This is a genomic window from Ornithinibacillus salinisoli (assembly GCF_042684965.1).
Classification (GTDB): Bacteria; Bacillota; Bacilli; order Bacillales; family Amphibacillaceae; genus Ornithinibacillus; species Ornithinibacillus salinisoli.
In genome coordinates this window covers 416,221-433,500 of the sequence record NZ_JBHUMI010000014.1, presented here as the reverse complement: position 1 = coordinate 433,500, position 17,280 = coordinate 416,221, and the positions used below count along the sequence as shown (strand labels likewise).

Annotated in this window: 17 protein-coding genes; all 17 read left to right on the top strand. The window is 38.6% G+C overall.

Features of this window, described 5'->3' with window-relative positions:
- The first annotated feature begins 5 nt into the window (after positions 1 to 5).
- The 17 genes from ACFSTA_RS09325 to ACFSTA_RS09245 all read left to right on the top strand — a co-directional run bounded on the left by ACFSTA_RS09325 (position 6) and on the right by ACFSTA_RS09245 (position 17,279).
- Positions 6 to 1,241, top strand: a complete 1,236-nt coding sequence (locus ACFSTA_RS09325) for a serine hydroxymethyltransferase (RefSeq protein WP_377556351.1) — start codon at positions 6 to 8, stop codon at positions 1,239 to 1,241.
- A gap of 279 nt (positions 1,242 to 1,520) precedes the next feature.
- Entirely contained in the window at positions 1,521 to 2,150 is a 630-nt protein-coding gene (gene upp, locus ACFSTA_RS09320; RefSeq protein ID WP_377556350.1) for a uracil phosphoribosyltransferase, read from the top strand.
- A gap of 44 nt (positions 2,151 to 2,194) precedes the next feature.
- Positions 2,195 to 3,307 carry a non-hydrolyzing UDP-N-acetylglucosamine 2-epimerase gene (gene wecB, locus ACFSTA_RS09315; RefSeq protein WP_377556349.1) on the top strand — a complete coding sequence of 371 codons (1,113 nt, stop codon included), beginning with the start codon at positions 2,195 to 2,197 and terminating at the stop codon, positions 3,305 to 3,307.
- A 103-nt stretch (positions 3,308 to 3,410) separates the two neighbouring features.
- Positions 3,411 to 5,600 (top strand): S8 family serine peptidase, encoded by a 2,190-nt coding sequence (locus ACFSTA_RS09310; protein WP_377556348.1) that lies wholly within the window; start codon positions 3,411 to 3,413, stop codon positions 5,598 to 5,600.
- Between the two features lie 431 nt (positions 5,601 to 6,031).
- Positions 6,032 to 6,406: an ATP synthase subunit I gene (locus ACFSTA_RS09305; RefSeq protein ID WP_377556347.1), complete on the top strand. Its 375-nt coding sequence runs from the start codon at positions 6,032 to 6,034 to the stop codon at positions 6,404 to 6,406.
- A 16-nt stretch (positions 6,407 to 6,422) separates the two neighbouring features.
- On the top strand, positions 6,423 to 7,151 hold the full coding sequence (gene atpB, locus ACFSTA_RS09300; RefSeq protein WP_377556346.1) for a F0F1 ATP synthase subunit A: 729 nt from the start codon (positions 6,423 to 6,425) through the stop codon (positions 7,149 to 7,151).
- 90 nt (positions 7,152 to 7,241) lie between these two features.
- On the top strand, positions 7,242 to 7,448 hold the full coding sequence (gene atpE / locus ACFSTA_RS09295; protein ID WP_139177957.1) for a F0F1 ATP synthase subunit C: 207 nt from the start codon (positions 7,242 to 7,244) through the stop codon (positions 7,446 to 7,448).
- Positions 7,449 to 7,576: 128 nt separating this feature from the next.
- On the top strand, positions 7,577 to 8,101 hold the full coding sequence (gene atpF / locus ACFSTA_RS09290; protein ID WP_377556345.1) for a F0F1 ATP synthase subunit B: 525 nt from the start codon (positions 7,577 to 7,579) through the stop codon (positions 8,099 to 8,101).
- Entirely contained in the window at positions 8,098 to 8,640 is a 543-nt protein-coding gene (locus ACFSTA_RS09285; RefSeq protein ID WP_377556344.1) for a F0F1 ATP synthase subunit delta, read from the top strand. The genes atpF and ACFSTA_RS09285 overlap by 4 nt, the downstream gene beginning before the upstream one ends.
- A 102-nt stretch (positions 8,641 to 8,742) precedes the next feature.
- Complete coding sequence (gene atpA, locus ACFSTA_RS09280) at positions 8,743 to 10,251, top strand: F0F1 ATP synthase subunit alpha (RefSeq protein WP_377556343.1); 1,509 nt, start codon at positions 8,743 to 8,745, stop codon at positions 10,249 to 10,251.
- Positions 10,252 to 10,375: 124 nt separating this feature from the next.
- Positions 10,376 to 11,230 carry an ATP synthase F1 subunit gamma gene (gene atpG, locus ACFSTA_RS09275; RefSeq protein ID WP_377556341.1) on the top strand — a complete coding sequence of 285 codons (855 nt, stop codon included), beginning with the start codon at positions 10,376 to 10,378 and terminating at the stop codon, positions 11,228 to 11,230.
- A 127-nt stretch (positions 11,231 to 11,357) separates the two neighbouring features.
- On the top strand, positions 11,358 to 12,770 hold the full coding sequence (gene atpD, locus ACFSTA_RS09270) for a F0F1 ATP synthase subunit beta (protein WP_377556340.1): 1,413 nt from the start codon (positions 11,358 to 11,360) through the stop codon (positions 12,768 to 12,770).
- Between the two features lie 111 nt (positions 12,771 to 12,881).
- Positions 12,882 to 13,280 (top strand): F0F1 ATP synthase subunit epsilon, encoded by a 399-nt coding sequence (locus ACFSTA_RS09265; RefSeq protein ID WP_377556339.1) that lies wholly within the window; start codon positions 12,882 to 12,884, stop codon positions 13,278 to 13,280.
- Between the two features lie 386 nt (positions 13,281 to 13,666).
- Positions 13,667 to 13,897: a DUF1146 family protein gene (locus tag ACFSTA_RS09260; RefSeq protein ID WP_377556338.1), complete on the top strand. Its 231-nt coding sequence runs from the start codon at positions 13,667 to 13,669 to the stop codon at positions 13,895 to 13,897.
- A gap of 122 nt (positions 13,898 to 14,019) precedes the next feature.
- Positions 14,020 to 14,727 (top strand): YwmB family TATA-box binding protein, encoded by a 708-nt coding sequence (locus ACFSTA_RS09255; RefSeq protein ID WP_377556337.1) that lies wholly within the window; start codon positions 14,020 to 14,022, stop codon positions 14,725 to 14,727.
- 34 nt (positions 14,728 to 14,761) lie between these two features.
- Positions 14,762 to 16,093, top strand: coding sequence for a UDP-N-acetylglucosamine 1-carboxyvinyltransferase (gene murA, locus ACFSTA_RS09250; RefSeq protein ID WP_377556336.1), 1,332 nt, complete (start codon positions 14,762 to 14,764; stop codon positions 16,091 to 16,093).
- Positions 16,094 to 16,454: 361 nt separating this feature from the next.
- Positions 16,455 to 17,279 (top strand): M55 family metallopeptidase, encoded by an 825-nt coding sequence (locus tag ACFSTA_RS09245; protein ID WP_377556335.1) that lies wholly within the window; start codon positions 16,455 to 16,457, stop codon positions 17,277 to 17,279.
- Position 17,280 lies beyond the last annotated feature (1 nt).

Below are 17,280 nucleotides of genomic sequence, written 5' to 3'. Positions count from 1 at the left end.
TACGAATGGATCACGTAAAACAAGCAGATATGGAACTATACGAAGCAATACAAGCAGAGAAAAAACGCCAGCAAGAGAAAATTGAGTTGATTGCCTCCGAAAACTTTGTTTCTGAAGCGGTAATGGAAGCAATGGGCTCCGTGCTTACAAACAAATATGCAGAGGGATATCCAGATAAACGTTATTATGGCGGTTGTGAGCATGTTGATGTTGTGGAAAATTTAGCTCGTGATCGTGCGAAAAAACTATTCGGTGCTGATCATGCCAACGTTCAGCCACATTCAGGTGCACAAGCTAATATGGCAGTTTATTTTACGGTATTAGAACCTGGTGATACGGTCTTAGGGATGAACTTAAACCATGGAGGACATTTGACACATGGTAGCCCCGTTAATTTCAGTGGGACGCTTTATAAATTTGTTGATTATGGTGTAGATCAAGAAACAGAGCAACTTAATTATGATGCTATTTTTGAAAAAGCAAAAGAAGTAAAACCAAAACTCATTGTAGCTGGAGCTAGTGCTTATTCTCGTACTATCGACTTTGAGAGATTTCGTGAAATCGCGGATGAAGTTGGCGCATATTTAATGGTAGATATGGCCCATATCGCAGGACTTGTAGCATCGGGTCTGCATCCAAACCCAATTCCATATGCTGATTTTGTGACGACAACAACACATAAAACACTACGCGGACCACGTGGTGGTATGATTTTATGTAAAGAGGAATTTGCGAAAAAAATTGATAAGTCAGTTTTCCCTGGTATGCAAGGTGGACCTTTAATGCACATTATTGCAGCCAAAGCAACGGCTTTCAAGGAAGCATTATCTGATGACTTTAATGTATATTCACAGCAAGTTATTACCAATGCAAAAGTGTTGGGAGAAGCTTTAGTAACAGAAGGAATCCGCGTTGTTTCAGGTGGAACGGACAACCATCTATTACTGTTAGATGTGACTCCACTAGATCTTACAGGAAAAGTAGCGGAAAAAGTATTAGATGATATCGGCATTACAACGAATAAGAATACGATACCTTTTGACACAGAAAGCCCATTTGTAACGAGTGGCATACGTATTGGAACAGCAGCAGTAACAACTAGAGGATTTAAAGAAGATGAAATGAAAGAAATTGCTGCAATTATCTCACTAACACTTAAAAATCATGAGGACGAAAAAGTACTAGCAGAAGCGGAAGAGCGAGTACTAGCATTAACTAGTAAGTCTCCGCTATATGCCTAAATGATTGTTGGATGCTCCAGGTGGAGTGTCCTTTTTGTTAGTTTGGACTTAGGTGAGCAGGCATCTGGTAGAAGAGAGGCGGCATCGGACGCACGAGCGAGAACATCGGACACAAGAGCCTAAACATCAGACACAAACACACTACAATTCCTAACACAATAAACAAATTAGTTACATTTTAAAACACAATTCTTCAAAAAAACCTCCCTTTACTTGAAAGCGTGTCATTTTTTAAGTACAATTTTATAGATATAAATAAAAATTAAGGAGTGGTGAGCAATGGGACATGTACACGTATTAGATCATCCGTTAATTCAGCATAAATTAACTCACATTCGAGATAAAAGTACTGGTACGAAAGAATTTCGTGAGCTTGTAGATGAAGTTGCGATGTTAATGGCATTCGAAATTACTAGAAATCTTCCGTTACAAGAAACGACGATCGAGACACCAGTCATGGAAGCAAAAGCTAAGGTACTTGCTGGAAAGAAAATCGGTTTGATTCCAATTCTTCGTGCAGGGCTAGGAATGGTTGATGGCGTACTGAAGTTAATTCCTGCTGCAAAAGTAGGGCATGTTGGACTATACCGTGACCCAGAAACATTAAAACCAGTAGAATATTACATAAAATTACCTTCTGACATCGAAGAGCGTGAATTGATTGTAATTGATCCAATGCTCGCTACAGGTGGATCTGCAAATGATGCGATCGCTTCCTTGAAAAAGCGCGGTGCGAAAAACATTCGTTTAATGTGTTTAATTGCTGCTCCTGAGGGTGTTGATGTAATTAAAAAAGAGCATCCAGACGTTGATATTTATTTAGGTGCATTAGATGAAAAGTTAGATGATCATGCATATATTGTGCCAGGACTCGGTGATGCAGGCGATCGTTTATTTGGTACAAAGTAATTAAGATCGATTGATGGAAAAATAATGAGGTTGGAGTGTCCAAGATGGTGAATCGTATTAAAGTAATGACTATTTTTGGGACAAGGCCGGAAGCGATTAAGATGGCTCCTCTTGTCCTAGAACTACAAAAACGTTCCGATGTATTTGAATCTATTGTTACGGTTACAGCTCAACACCGTGAAATGCTCGATCAGGTACTAGAAATTTTTGATATCACTCCAAACTATGATCTTAACATCATGAAACAGAAACAGACACTTGCTCAAATTATGACACGAGCATTAGAAGGTCTGGATGAAGTGATGAAAGAAACAAAACCAGATATTGTACTGGTACATGGTGATACAAGTACAACTTTCGCTGCATCACTTGCTGCATTTTATAATCAAATTGCAGTTGGACATGTGGAAGCAGGATTACGAACATGGAATAAATTTTCGCCATATCCAGAAGAAGTGAATCGTCAACTTACAGGGGTAATGGCAGATCTGCATTTTTCTCCAACTGAGAAATCAAAGCAGAATCTACTGGATGAAAACAAACCAGCAGAATCGATTTATGTTACTGGAAATACTGCAATTGATGCACTGAAAACTACTGTTGATGAGTCATATTCAAACTCAATTCTAGATCAATTAGGGGAAAAACGCCTTGTACTTATGACTGCACACCGTCGCGAAAATCTTGGGAAGAATATGCAACAAATGTTTCGTGCCATCAAACGTCTAGTAGAAACGCATGATGATATTCATGTCGTTTATCCTGTACACCTTAATCCTGTAGTACAACAAACGGCGAATGAAGTATTAGGAAATGATGACCGCATTCAATTAATTGAGCCATTAGATGTTGTTGACTTTCATAATTTTGCAAGTCGAGCACACCTGATCTTGACGGACTCTGGTGGGGTGCAAGAAGAAGCACCGTCACTTGGGGTACCGGTTCTCGTCTTACGGGATACGACGGAACGGCCGGAAGGAATTGAAGCTGGGACATTAAAGTTAGCTGGTACGGATGAAGAGAAAATATTTGAGCTAGCAAATGAGTTATTATCTGATGATGATGCACATCGTAACATGGCTAAGGCTTCCAACCCATATGGAGATGGAGAAGCCTCGCGCCGAATTGCGGATGCAATTGTGGCGTATTTTAAATAAAACTATAAAAAGGGGAATTCGATCACATATCGGATTCCCCTTTTTACGTATGTATGTTTCCTCCTAAAACTACACAACCTAAAGAAAAAGGAGGGTTACCCTAATGCGCATTTTATCTTTTCTCATCCTATTTACTTTCACCGCAATTATCCCAACCGTTCAAGCACAAGAGCCTGACTACAAAGAGTCGATCATTATCGAAGTAGAGGGTGACCCTCATGAACATAAGAAGTACCTTGAAACCTATCATCCATATATCGAAGTTATTGCGACCTATGATAAATTATTTAATGGCATCGCATTGCAAGCGCCACCTGAAAGGCTAATGAAGGTGGATGCATTAGATTTTGTAAAAGCTATTCATCCCGTTCGTGAATATGGAATAACCAATGTTACCGAAGCAGACTATGAGAATGCAGCTAGTCAGCCCAATACCATGCTACCATCTGTATTAAATAATACTACGTATACAGGTAAGGGAGTAAAAGTGGGTGTTATTGATACAGGTATCGACTATAAGCATCCAGATTTACAGATAAATTATATGGGCGGGTATGATTTAGTAGATTTGGATGATGACCCAATGGAAACACTGGCAGCAGAAGGAATGCCAACACTTCATGGTTCACATGTTGCTGGAATAATAGCAGGGAACGGAATGTTTCAAGGTGTTGCACCAGAAGCAGAAATATATGCATATCGTGCCCTTGGGCCAGGGGGAGTTGGATCTTCTGTTCAAATCATTGCGGCAATGGAACAAGCAATAGAAGATGGTGTCGAAGTTATAAACTTATCACTTGGGAATACCGTTAATGGACCAGATTATCCAACAAGTATTGCTGTGAATAGGGCAACAGAGCACGGTGTTGCAGTGGTTATCGCTAACGGGAACAATGGGCCAGATAGATGGACAGTAGGCGCGCCTGCAACTGCCACAAATGCTTTATCGGTTGGGGCGACGGCTATTCCGCAAGAAGTACCATATCTATATGATTCCTTAGAAGACAAGAAGATACAACTGATGCCTATGATGGGGTCATTACCATGGGATCTAGAGAAGGATTTTCAAATTGTGAAATTTACCGATACCTCTCAACAAACAATTCAAGGAAAAATTGCACTTATCCCACGAGGAGAAATTCCATTTTATGATTTAGCAAAAAAGGCAGAACAACAAGGAGCAGTAGCTGTACTTATTTACAATAATGAAGATGGGAGTTTTCAAGGGTCGATTGCCGAGGGTGAGGATCCCATTGGAATTCCGGTAGTCTCTGTATCTAAGAAGGACGGCAAATGGTTAGAAAAATATGCTCAAAGTAGTTTTTCCTATATAGATACAAAGTTTGAACAAACAGAGCAAGGGATTGCTGCCTTTAGTTCAAGAGGACCGGTAACAGTAAACTGGGAAATTAAACCGGATGTATTGGCGCCAGGAACAAATATAATTAGCACAGTTCCAGGAGGATACCAAGCACTACAGGGCACAAGTATGGCAGCGCCGCATGTAACAGGTGCAATCGCATTAGTAAAAGAAGCACATCCGAATTGGACAAATAAACAGATTTTCGGTGCATTACGAACGACAGCACTTAGAATGGAAAATGAGGAAGATGAGCCATATGAACCTATAGTCCAGGGAATGGGCAGTGTAGATCCGAAAAAAGCAATTGAAACATCCACGATTATCCACAATCCTTTATTAGCCTTTGGAAAAATAGGTGGTTTTTATAATTCAAAAACAATTGATATTACGATGGAAAATACTGCAGACCAACAACAAACCTATTACATTGATATTCCGAAAAAGCAGAAGGGACTGAGTTGGAAGTTACCTCAAGCGATTACCCTGGAAAAAGGGGAAAAGAAAACCATTCCTATTGAATTGTCTATGACTGCATCACAATTAGAAGAAGGAATTCATCAAGGGTGGTTGGAGATACATGGACAGAATGAGGAATACCATTTACCATATCTGTTCATCAATGAAACGGCAGATTATCCAAAAGCTGCAGGTTTTGACTTTCATTTGAAAACATTTTCGGATGAAGAATACTTTTATCAAATATATCTTACGGAGAAAACAGAAAGTGTAAAGGTTGACCTATATAATCCGGATTCACTTCTCTACGAGCGAACGTTACTCCATTTAGAAGATGTTAATGTAGGAATGAATGAGGGATACATGAAAAAATCCGAAATAGGAGATCCTGGAAATTATAAAGCTCTTATTACGGTCCAATTGGAAAGTGGAAAATATGAAAGTTACGAAGTAGAGTTGTATATCTCCCCTTAAAGGGAGGTATACAACTCTGTTCACAGAAAGTTCATAAACGCTAGTTTGTCTTTACGATATAATATAGAAAAGAAGCCTATTCTAGTAGGTTTCCCGACAAGAATTTTTTCTTTCTTAGAATAGAAAAAATTGGGTTACAAAATCTCTGTAAAATAACCCATATACCAATTGACAACAACATGAGCCTATTGTACACTTGCTAAGTGTGGAATGATAGGGGTTTCATATAGAAAGTAAATAGCGAACCTTATGTTATTATTTTCCCACAATCATTCTACAAAAGTTGTGATTTTCCTCACTCTTACATCTATTCTTACATAGATATCAAATTAGTTGTGTGGAGATAAATCTAGTCTCTACATAAGCCAACCCACCTTCAAAATTTAAGGCAATTGATTGGTTAAAGGGATATTTACAGGAGAAGATAATACATGAAGCAATATGAAAATATGATTACTAGACAACGTAAGTGGATGTTATTTCTTCTCGCAATTTTGGTGCTCGGGGCAGGCTTCACCCCATATGTACGTATTTTCCTCGGTCTTCTGCTAGGAAGTGTCGTCAGCTTTTACAATCTATATTTATTACAAAAAAAGACGAGCGACTTTGCAGATGCTGTAGCTAAAAACCAATCCGCAAAAGGGTTAGGCTCTATATCGAGACTTGCCGCAGCTGCATTAGCAGTCATCATTGCACTTCGTTACGAAGAATATTTTGATATGATTGCTCTCATTATTGGATTAATGACTTCCTATCTAGTCATTATGATAGATTTTCTTTTATTCAAAAATAAGGATAGTGCTTGAAAGAGGGGTGAATTAGGTGGATCATGGAGCACCGATAGTACATGACGTCTTTGGTATAAGTTGGCTTGATTTTAATTTGTCAAATGTATTGATGATGTTCATTACTTCATTAATTGTTTTCATTCTTTGTGTATTAGGTGCTAGAAAGTTACAAATGAAACCAACTGGTGCGCAGAATGTAATGGAATGGGTCCTAGACTTTGTTAAAGGGATCGTAAATGACACAATGGACTGGAAAACTGGAAAGCTTTTCTTACCACTGGCACTAACAATATTTTCATACATTTTAGTTGGAAATATGTTAGGGGTTATTACAAATGGAACGGTAGGAGAGCATCATGAAGTATGGTGGAAATCACCAACAGCAGATCCGGGTATTACGCTTACTCTAGCAGCAATGGTTATTGTGTTATCACACTTCTACGGAATTAAGTTGCGTGGCGGAAAAGAATATGTAAAAGACTACTTCCGACCAATGTGGCCACTATTTCCTATCAAAATAGTTGAGGAATTTTCGAATACTTTGACACTTGGTTTACGTCTATTCGGTAACTTATATGCCGGAGAGGTATTATTAGCATTATTGGTAAGTTTAACAACATCAGGAGTAGTTGGCTTCCTAGGTGGGGCAATCCCATTCTTAGCATGGCAAGGCTTCAGTATATTTATTGGAGGAATCCAAGCATTTATCTTCACAATGCTGGCGATGGTTTACATGTCGCATAAAGTAAGTGAGGACCATTAATCAATTAATTAACCAGTTTTAATAGGAAGACCTGTTGAAACGGGAAATTATTAAAAAATTATACAATTATTATTAAGGAGGAATTATATTATGTCAGCATTAGCAGCAGCATTAGCAGTAGGTTTAGGAGCACTTGGTGCAGGTATTGGTAACGGATTAATCGTTAGTCGTACAGTTGAGGGAATTGCTCGTCAACCAGAATTAAAAGGTCAACTGCAAACAACAATGTTCATTGGTGTAGGTTTAGTTGAAGCGATGCCTATCATCGCAGTAGTTATCGCATTAATGGTAATGTAATTATTCTAAAAGAACAAAAATAAGAATGGCGAAGATTATCTTCCTTTAGAACCTTCGCCGTTGTTTATACTTGTAATTATTAAATGATAGAGTAATGTTCACGATTCTGGGTGAAAGGAGTGAATTTTGTGCAAGCATTCACTGAAACTTCATATATATATGGGCTTGGTGGTCTTAACGTAGGGGACATGTTAATGCAATTGTTTTTCTTCATCGTACTACTCTTTTTAGTGGGTAAATTTGCATGGGGTCCAGTAATGAACATGATGCAAAAACGTGAAGAATACGTTGCAAATGAAATTGAGTCTGCAGAAAAAAGCCGAGCTGAAGCTGAGAAATCAGCAAAGGATGCAGCAGAGCAATTAAAACAAACGAAACAAGAAGCACAAAAGATCATTGAAGACGCTAAAAACGCTGGTGTCAAGCAAGAAAAAGACATCGTTGAATCTGCACGTCTTGAGGCGAACCGTATTAAAGAATCGGCTCAAGCTGAAATTCAAAATGAAAAAGAGAAAGCATTACAAGCACTTCAAGATCAAGTTGCATCATTATCCGTTCTTATTGCTAGTAAAGTAATAGAAAAAGAAATTAGTGCACAAGATCAAGAGAAATTGATCAACGATTACATTAAAGAGGTAGGAGAAGAGCGATGAGTGAAGCAGTAGTTGCCAAACGTTATGCAGATGCTCTTTTTCAACTAGGTCAAGATAAATCTACACTGGATAACCTTTTAGAAGAGTTTCGTGTAGTACAACATGTATTTCAAAATGATAGTCAACTAAATATATTCCTAAAGCATCCTCGTGTAAATAATGCGAAGAAGAAGCAGTTTCTTGAAAATGCGTTCCAAGGACTTTCTACCGAAGTTCTAAACACGTTGAAGTTACTTGTGGATCGCGGTCGTTCTGAAATTGTCCCTGCAATAATTAACCATTTTACACAAATGGTAAATGATGCAAAAGGAATTGCAGAAGGAAAGGTATATTCTGTTCGTGAACTTTCAGATACAGAGAAAACGGAGCTTGAAAATACATTTGCTAAGCGCTTTAATAAGCAAAAGATTAACCTTGAAAATGTAGTTGATCCTTCGTTACTCGGTGGCGTGAAAATTCGTATGGGTAACACAATCATTGATGGTACGATTAGTGGTAAACTACGAAGCTTTGAGCGGAATCTGAAACTTGGCAGTTAAGAAAATTTACACTTTCTTAGGCTGCATAAGCACAACTTAGGCTTTTGCTACCCGCGAAAAGCCAAGTTTTCTAACGTACAAATGAGATAGGGGTGAAATGGTATGAGCATCAAAGCTGAAGAAATCAGTAAACTTATAAAGCAGCAAATCGAGAATTATGACTCGGAATTAAAAGTTAGTGATGTCGGAACAGTTATTGAAATTGGTGACGGTATCGCGCGTGCTCATGGTCTTGACAACGTCATGGCTGGTGAGTTGGTTGAATTTGCAAATGGTGTTATGGGTATGGCGCAAAACCTTGAAGAATCTAACGTAGGTATCGTTATCCTTGGACCATATACAGATATTAAAGAAGGCGATGAAGTTCGTCGTACAGGACGTATTATGCAAGTACCTGTTGGTGAGGAATTATTAGGACGTGTTGTTAATCCATTAGGTCAAGCAATTGATGGTGGAACTCCAATTGAAACAACAAAATCACGCCCAATTGAATCTCCAGCACCTGGTGTTATGGCGCGTAAATCCGTTGATGAACCACTACAAACTGGGATTAAAGCGATTGACGCACTTGTACCGATTGGTCGTGGTCAGCGTGAGCTTATCATTGGTGACCGTCAAACAGGTAAAACAACAGTAGCTGTTGATACGATCTTAAACCAAAAAGACCAAGATATGATTTGTATCTATGTTGCAATTGGTCAAAAAGAATCTACTGTACGTGGTACAGTTGAAACATTCCGCCGTTATGGTGCATTAGATTACACAATCGTTGTATCTGCTGGTGCATCTGATCCTGCTCCACTTCAATACTTAGCACCTTATTCCGGTGTTTCTATGGGTGAGGAGTTCATGTATAACGGTAAGCACGTACTTGTTGTTTATGATGATTTATCAAAACAAGCAGCAGCGTATCGTGAACTTTCATTACTATTACGTCGTCCTCCAGGTCGTGAAGCATTCCCAGGAGATGTATTCTACTTGCACTCACGTCTATTAGAACGTGCAGCGAAATTAAATGACGATTTAGGTGGCGGTTCCTTAACTGCATTACCATTCGTTGAAACACAAGCAGGCGATATTTCTGCATATATCCCAACAAACGTTATTTCAATCACTGATGGGCAGATCTTCTTACAATCAGATCTATTCTTCTCAGGTGTACGTCCAGCGATTAACGCAGGACTTTCTGTATCACGTGTTGGTGGATCTGCACAAATTAAAGCCATGAAAAAAGTTGCAGGTACATTACGTCTAGACCTTGCATCATTCCGTGAACTAGAAGCATTTGCTCAGTTCGGATCTGACCTTGATAAAGCAACTCAGGCAAAACTTAACCGTGGAGAACGTACGGTTGAAGTACTAAAACAAGGTCTTCATAAACCATTAGTTGTTGAAAAACAAGTAATGATTATCTACGCATTAACAAAAGGTTTCTTGGATGATGTTCCAGTTGAGGATGTTGTACGTTTTGAAGATGAATTCCATACATGGTTAGATTCTAACCGTGCAGAACTTCTTGCATCCATCCGCGAAACGGGTAACTTACCAGAAGCTGCAGATATGAACGATGCAGTAGAATCATTTAAGAAAACATTTTTGCCGACGGAATAAATAGAAAACGGTGCGCTAGCTCATGAAGCTAGTCAAACCAAAAGCGGAGGCGACTGCTCATAGAGCCGGAGTTACCCGCTTCAATATAAATTTCAACCTTTCAATGAAAGTGTGGTGAAATAGCTTGGCATCACTTAGAGATATTAAAGGTCGAATTGATTCGACCACTAAAATGAAAAAGATCACAAAAGCGATGGAAATGGTATCAGCTTCAAAAATGAGTAAAGCAGAACAAAATGCCAAATCATTTGTGCCATATAGCGAAAAGATGCAAGAAGTAGTTGCAAGTATCGCTGGTAATACAGATGCTGATCACCCAATGCTCTCCAAACGTGAAGTGAAAAAGACGGGATATCTTGTCATTACATCTGATCGTGGTTTAGCAGGTGCTTATAACAGTAGTGTGTTACGAAGCCTGTATCAAACAGTAAAAGAGCGTCATCAATCTTCTGATGAATATACAATCATTGCAATTGGCCGTATGGGTTTTGATTTTTGTAAAAAACGTAAGCTGCCAGTTTCAAAAAGTATACTTGGGGTATCTGACCAACCGGATTTTGCTGATATTAAAGAATTAGCTTCTGAAACCGTTCAAATGTTTAGTGATGAAGAAATTGATGAATTAAACATTTTCTATAATCACTATGTAAGTGCGATTTCACAAAAGGTAACAAATAAAAAAATATTACCAATTACAGATATGGCAAATAGCTCAGCTGGTAGTCAATATGAGTATGAACCAAATCAAGAACAAATTTTGGAAGTACTTTTACCACAGTACGCAGAAAGCCTTATCTTTGGGGCATTGCTAGATGGTAAAGCAAGTGAACACGCAGCTCGTATGACGGCGATGCGTAGTGCAACAGATAATGCTAATGAACTTATTGATGACTTATCATTATCCTATAACCGTGCACGCCAAGCAGCGATCACGCAAGAAATTACCGAAATTATTGGTGGAGTAGCTGCATTAGAATAGCGCTCTCACCTTTATGGCAGATGGGAAAGTATATAACTCTTCTATCCTGCATAAGACGGGCTTAGTCTTTCGCCTTGAAGACTTGGCGTAATCCAAGTCTTCAAAAAGTTAGTTAGGAGGGAAATCGATGAGCAAAGGACACGTTACACAAGTAATGGGACCTGTCGTTGACGTAAAATTTGATGACGGCCAGCTTCCAGATATTTATAATGCATTAACTGTCCAATTGAATGCATCTGAAGGTGAAGAAGTAGGTGGAGAACTTACATTAGAAGTAGCACTTCATCTTGGAGATAATTCAGTACGCACGATTGCAATGTCATCAACGGATGGTGTGCAACGTGGTATGGCAGTAGAAAACTTAGGAAGACCAATTTCGGTACCTGTAGGTGAAATAACATTAGGTCGTGTATTTAACGTAATGGGAGATAAAATCGACCTTGATGAACCACTTCCAGCTGACACACGTTTAGATCCGATTCACCGTGATTCACCTAAGTTTGAGGATTTATCAACGGAAACAGAAATTTTAGAAACAGGTATTAAAGTAGTTGACCTTTTAGCACCATATATTAAAGGTGGTAAAATCGGTTTGTTCGGTGGTGCCGGTGTAGGTAAAACCGTATTAATCCAGGAGCTAATCAATAACATCGCACAGGAACACGGTGGTATTTCCGTATTCGCTGGTGTAGGTGAGCGTACACGTGAAGGTAATGACCTTTACTACGAAATGAAAGACTCTGGCGTTATTACGAAAACAGCAATGGTATTCGGACAGATGAACGAACCACCAGGTGCACGTATGCGTGTTGCCTTAACTGGTCTTACTATGGCGGAATACTTCCGTGATGAGCAAGGACAAGATGTGTTGTTCTTCATCGACAATATTTTCCGTTTCACGCAAGCTGGTTCAGAGGTATCCGCACTTCTTGGTCGTATGCCATCTGCCGTTGGTTATCAGCCAACACTAGCAACTGAAATGGGACAATTACAAGAACGTATTACATCAACGGCAACTGGTTCAGTTACATCGATCCAGGCGATTTACGTACCTGCCGATGACTATACAGATCCAGCACCTGCAACAACATTCGCACACTTAGATGCAACAACAAACTTAGATCGTAAACTTTCTGAGCAAGGGATTTATCCTGCGGTGGATCCATTAGCATCTACTTCTCGTGCGCTTGACCCTGAGGTAGTAGGCCAAGAGCATTATGAAGTAGCACGTGAAGTTCAGTCTACTCTTCAAAAATATAAAGAATTACAAGATATCATTGCTATCCTAGGTATGGATGAACTTTCAGATGAGGATAAATTGACCGTATCTCGTGCACGTCGCGTTCAATTCTTCTTATCTCAAAACTTCCACGTTGCTGAGCAATTTACAGGTCAAGAAGGTTCTTATGTACCAGTAAACGAAACAGTACAAGGATTCAGAGAAATTTTAGATGGTAAATACGATGATTTACCAGAGGATGCATTCCGTCTAGTTGGACGTATTGAAGAAGTTGTAGAAAAAGCAAAAGCAATGGAATAATAATGTAGACAGAAGGTAATTTAGACAATTACGAAAATATTTGTGTGATCCGATGGTCCGTTTATATTACGTAACATGATATCTAAACTACCTGTCAAAGGAGGGGTTACATTGAAAACACTAACTGTGAGTGTTGTTACTCCTGATGGTCCGGTATTGGAAGATAGTTTTGAAATGGTTAGTTGTAAAGCGGAAAGTGGAGAACTCGGTATTTTACCAGGACATATTCCATTAGTTGCTCCACTTTCAATCAACGTTGTCCGTTTAAAAAATGGCTCTGACGTGCAAAAGCTAGCAATCAACGGTGGATTTTTAGAGGTAAGACCAGAGAAAGTTACAATTCTTGCCCAATCTGCTGAAAAACCTTCAGATATCGATGTTGAGCGTGCGCAACAAGCAAAAGAACGTGCAGAGCGTCGCTTAGCGTCTAATCAAGACGATGTCGACTTCCTAAGGGCTGAATTAGCACTCAAACGAGCAGCAAACCGAATTGATGCCGCTCAACGATAGTTTATGAAGAAATCTCCCATGATTACTTGTGGGGGATTTTTTGTCGTATGTAGACGGGTTTGAAAAGCCTAGGTTAAAATAGGATAATTGGAATTTCATTTCTATATCGGTGTCGCACACTTTAACTAGACCGAAACTATGACACACAGACAATATCTTACAAAGATACCAACAATATTTCCACATACTATGTCGATATTTCCCGGGAAATGGATAATATGTTGTCAAAATAAAACCATGTCGAAATCCAATAATAGTCTCTTTATTGACATTTAAGTCGATGAATGGCAAAGTTACTATTGAACACAGATCAAAGCTTTTTAAAGATAAATTTCTATACATCGATGATTAGAATTTAATAAGCTGAAAAACAAGGTGGTAAAATTATGTCTTCAATTGGTCAAATAGCGATAATGAGCATGATCTCACATATAATTTTTATAACAATTACATGGAGATTAGTTCAAACCTTAAATCTGGATCCATTAATTCGTAAAGGAAAAGCAGGCGAAGCAAAGCTTCTGCTGCTACTTATTACGATCGTAATTGGAACAGGAGTAAGTAGATTTTTCCTGGAATTTATTCAATGGTCTCAAGACTTGAATTTTCTATTTTAATTAGTTGGCAGCATCGTGAAAACGGTGTTGCCTTTTTAGATTCTATTAATCTATGATTTTATGTATGTAAATTAACTCTCTTGTTCATACTGTTGAATATATTAAACAAGGGAGATATAACTATGAAGAAAACGGTACTAATTAGCATATTTATTTTACTAATTTCAAATAATGTAATGGCACAAGAAACCTATACTGATGAATTAATCGATATGGCAACCATCGTTCAGAAAAGTGATTTGGATATTGATTCTTGGCAAGTGATTCTTAAAGAAAAAATGGATAAACCAAGTGTAGAAAAAGTAATACAAGAATTGAAAAATAGTTATTTATTCACTAGAACGGAAGATGAAAACAGTATAAAATATTCATTTAGGGACGCTCACAATTCTGGAGAAGTCATCGAAAGATATAGTGCTGTCATTCCTAAAAATCCATTATATCAAGCAGAAATCATTGCTGTACTTGAAGGTGATTCTTGGAATAATACGAGTGAAGCAGACTATAAGGAAAAGGTAAATGCATTGCAACGTCAATATTTTACAAAATATGTTCAAATCTTTGCTTGTCTGACAACGAGTGATGATGCTATAATTAAAAGTGATTATTTTTTGTCTAAATTTGATGAAGAACTAGATTTACAACATATTAGAAAACAAGATGATACGGTATTAAAAGATAGAAAGATTATTTATGGTTATACGTCACAATGGAAAAATAAAATGACCATCGTGGATAAGCCTGTAAATATACAAATCGTCGTAGAAAAAACTGATGAAGACAATGAAAAATACACAATTGGAACACCTATCCTAATAAATGAATATTAATATAGTGAAATTGGATCTGAAGGAGAATTGCAATATGGATAAAATCATCGTAAGAGGCGGACAGCAATTAAATGGTACTGTTCGGGTGGAAGGTGCAAAAAACGCAGTACTACCTGTCATTGCTGCCAGTATTCTTGCTAGTGAAGGACATAGCGTTATCCATGATGTACCTGGGCTAGCTGATGTTTATACAATTAATGAAGTGCTACGTAATATGAATGCTGATGTAAATTTTGAAGAAAATACAGTAATGGTTGATGCTACAAATAAATTAGAAACAGAGGCACCATTTGAATATGTTCGTAAAATGCGTGCATCCGTACTTGTATTAGGTCCATTATTGGCACGTTATGGTCATGCAAATGTTGCCATGCCTGGTGGTTGTGCAATCGGCTCACGTCCGATTGATTTACACTTAAAAGGCTTCGAAGCTATGGGTGCTGAAGTCCACGTTGGGAATGGTTTCGTGGAGGCTCATGTTAATGGTCGCTTAAAAGGTGCTAAAATATATCTTGATATGCCAAGCGTTGGTGCTACAGAAAATATAATGATGGCGGCTGCATTAGCAGAAGGAAAAACAATTTTAGAAAATTGTGCAAAAGAACCCGAAATTGTGGATCTAGCTAACTTCTTAAACAAAATGGGCGCTAAAGTAGTTGGTGCGGGAACAGATACAATCCGTATCGAAGGTGTAGAGTCACTACAAGGTGCAACACATTCAATTATTCCTGATCGGGTAGAGGCTGGAACATTTATGATTGCAGCAGCTATTACAGGTGGTAATATATTGATAGAAAATGCAGTAAGTGAACATTTACGTCCTATAACCTCCAAACTACAAGAAATGAATGTATCAGTAACAGAAGAAGAAAACGGAATTCGTGTCATTGGACCAGATAAACTGAAGGCAACTGATATTAAAACATTGCCACATCCGGGATTCCCGACAGATATGCAATCCCAAATGATGGCACTAATGTTATTTGCTGAAGGAACGAGTGTAATTACCGAAACTGTTTTTGAAAATCGCTTTATGCATGTGGAAGAATTTAGACGTATGAATGCAAGAATGAAAATTGAAGGTAGAAGTGTGTTTATCGAAGGACCATCTGATCTACAAGGTGCAGAAGTAGCTGCAACAGATTTACGAGCAGCAGCTGCATTAATTTTGGCTGGGCTTCGATCTGATGGATTAACGAGAGTTACAGAATTGATTCATCTCGACCGTGGCTATGTGGACTTTTCGGGTAAACTCGCATCATTAGGAGCCGACATTGAACGTGTCGATGAAAATGGTGATGTCGTGAATCCTTTAGTTCAAATGGATTTTCAGACTGATAGAATTGTAGCAGGATTGAAATTATAAAAGCATAATAGATTTAAAGATGAAGTCCCTTCAGTGATGGGGCTTCATTTTTTTGTGGAGAGAATTTGTGTTTGGAGAGGTGACATCGGACGGATGAGCAGGAACATCGGACACTCGCGAGGTGGCATCGGACGCTCGCGTGGAAACATCAGACGCTCGTGGGAAAACATCGGACTCAAGAGCGAAAACATCGGACCCAAGAGCCCGAGTGCAAACCCCACCCACAAACAAAATCAAAATCATCCCCCCCTCATATCCTCAAAAAGTAACCACGTACAAGATCCCTAAACATCATCAGCATACTATCGCACCATCCAATCATATACTAGATATAAAAACAATGATAAAGGTGGGATAAGCTATGAACTTATATATTTCTGTGGATATGGAAGGAATTACAGGGCTGCCAGATTATACATATGTAGATTCATCTCAGCATAATTATGAACGAGCTCGTAAAATCATGACGGAGGAGACAAATTATGTGCTCGAAGCAGCATTTAAGCATGGTTGTACGGATATTTTAGTAAATGATAGTCATTCGAAAATGAACAATCTGTTAATAGATCAGTTACATCCAGAAGCACAATTGATTACTGGCGATGCAAAACCGTTGTCTATGGTTCAAGGCTTAGATAGCGCATTTGATGGGGCCGTGCTTATTGGTTACCATGCACGTTCAGGACAACCAGGAGTTATGTCTCATTCCATGATTCACGCTGTCCGCAACTTTTATATTAATGATCGCCCTGTTGGTGAAATGGGGTTTAATGCATATGTTGCTGGATATTATGGTGTTCCTATTCTTCTCGTGTCTGGGGATGAGCATGCTGCGAACGAGGCGGTTGAACTAATACCAAACGTAACAACTGCAACTGTTAAGAATGCAATTTCTCGGTCTGCAGTTAAAAGTTTAACCCCTAAAAAGGCTGGAGAACTATTAACGGAAAAAGTTTCACAAGCATTAGAAAACCGTCACAACGTTGAACCTCTTTTACCACCTGAAAATCCAAATTTAGAAATTGAATTTGCAAACTATGGACATGCAGAATGGGCAAACTTAATGCCTGGAACTGAAATTATCCCAGGAACAACGGTAGTTCGATATGAAGCGAAAAATATTATAGAAGCATATAAAGCAATGCTTGTTATGATCGAATTAGCCTTGTGTACTAAGTTTTCCTAAG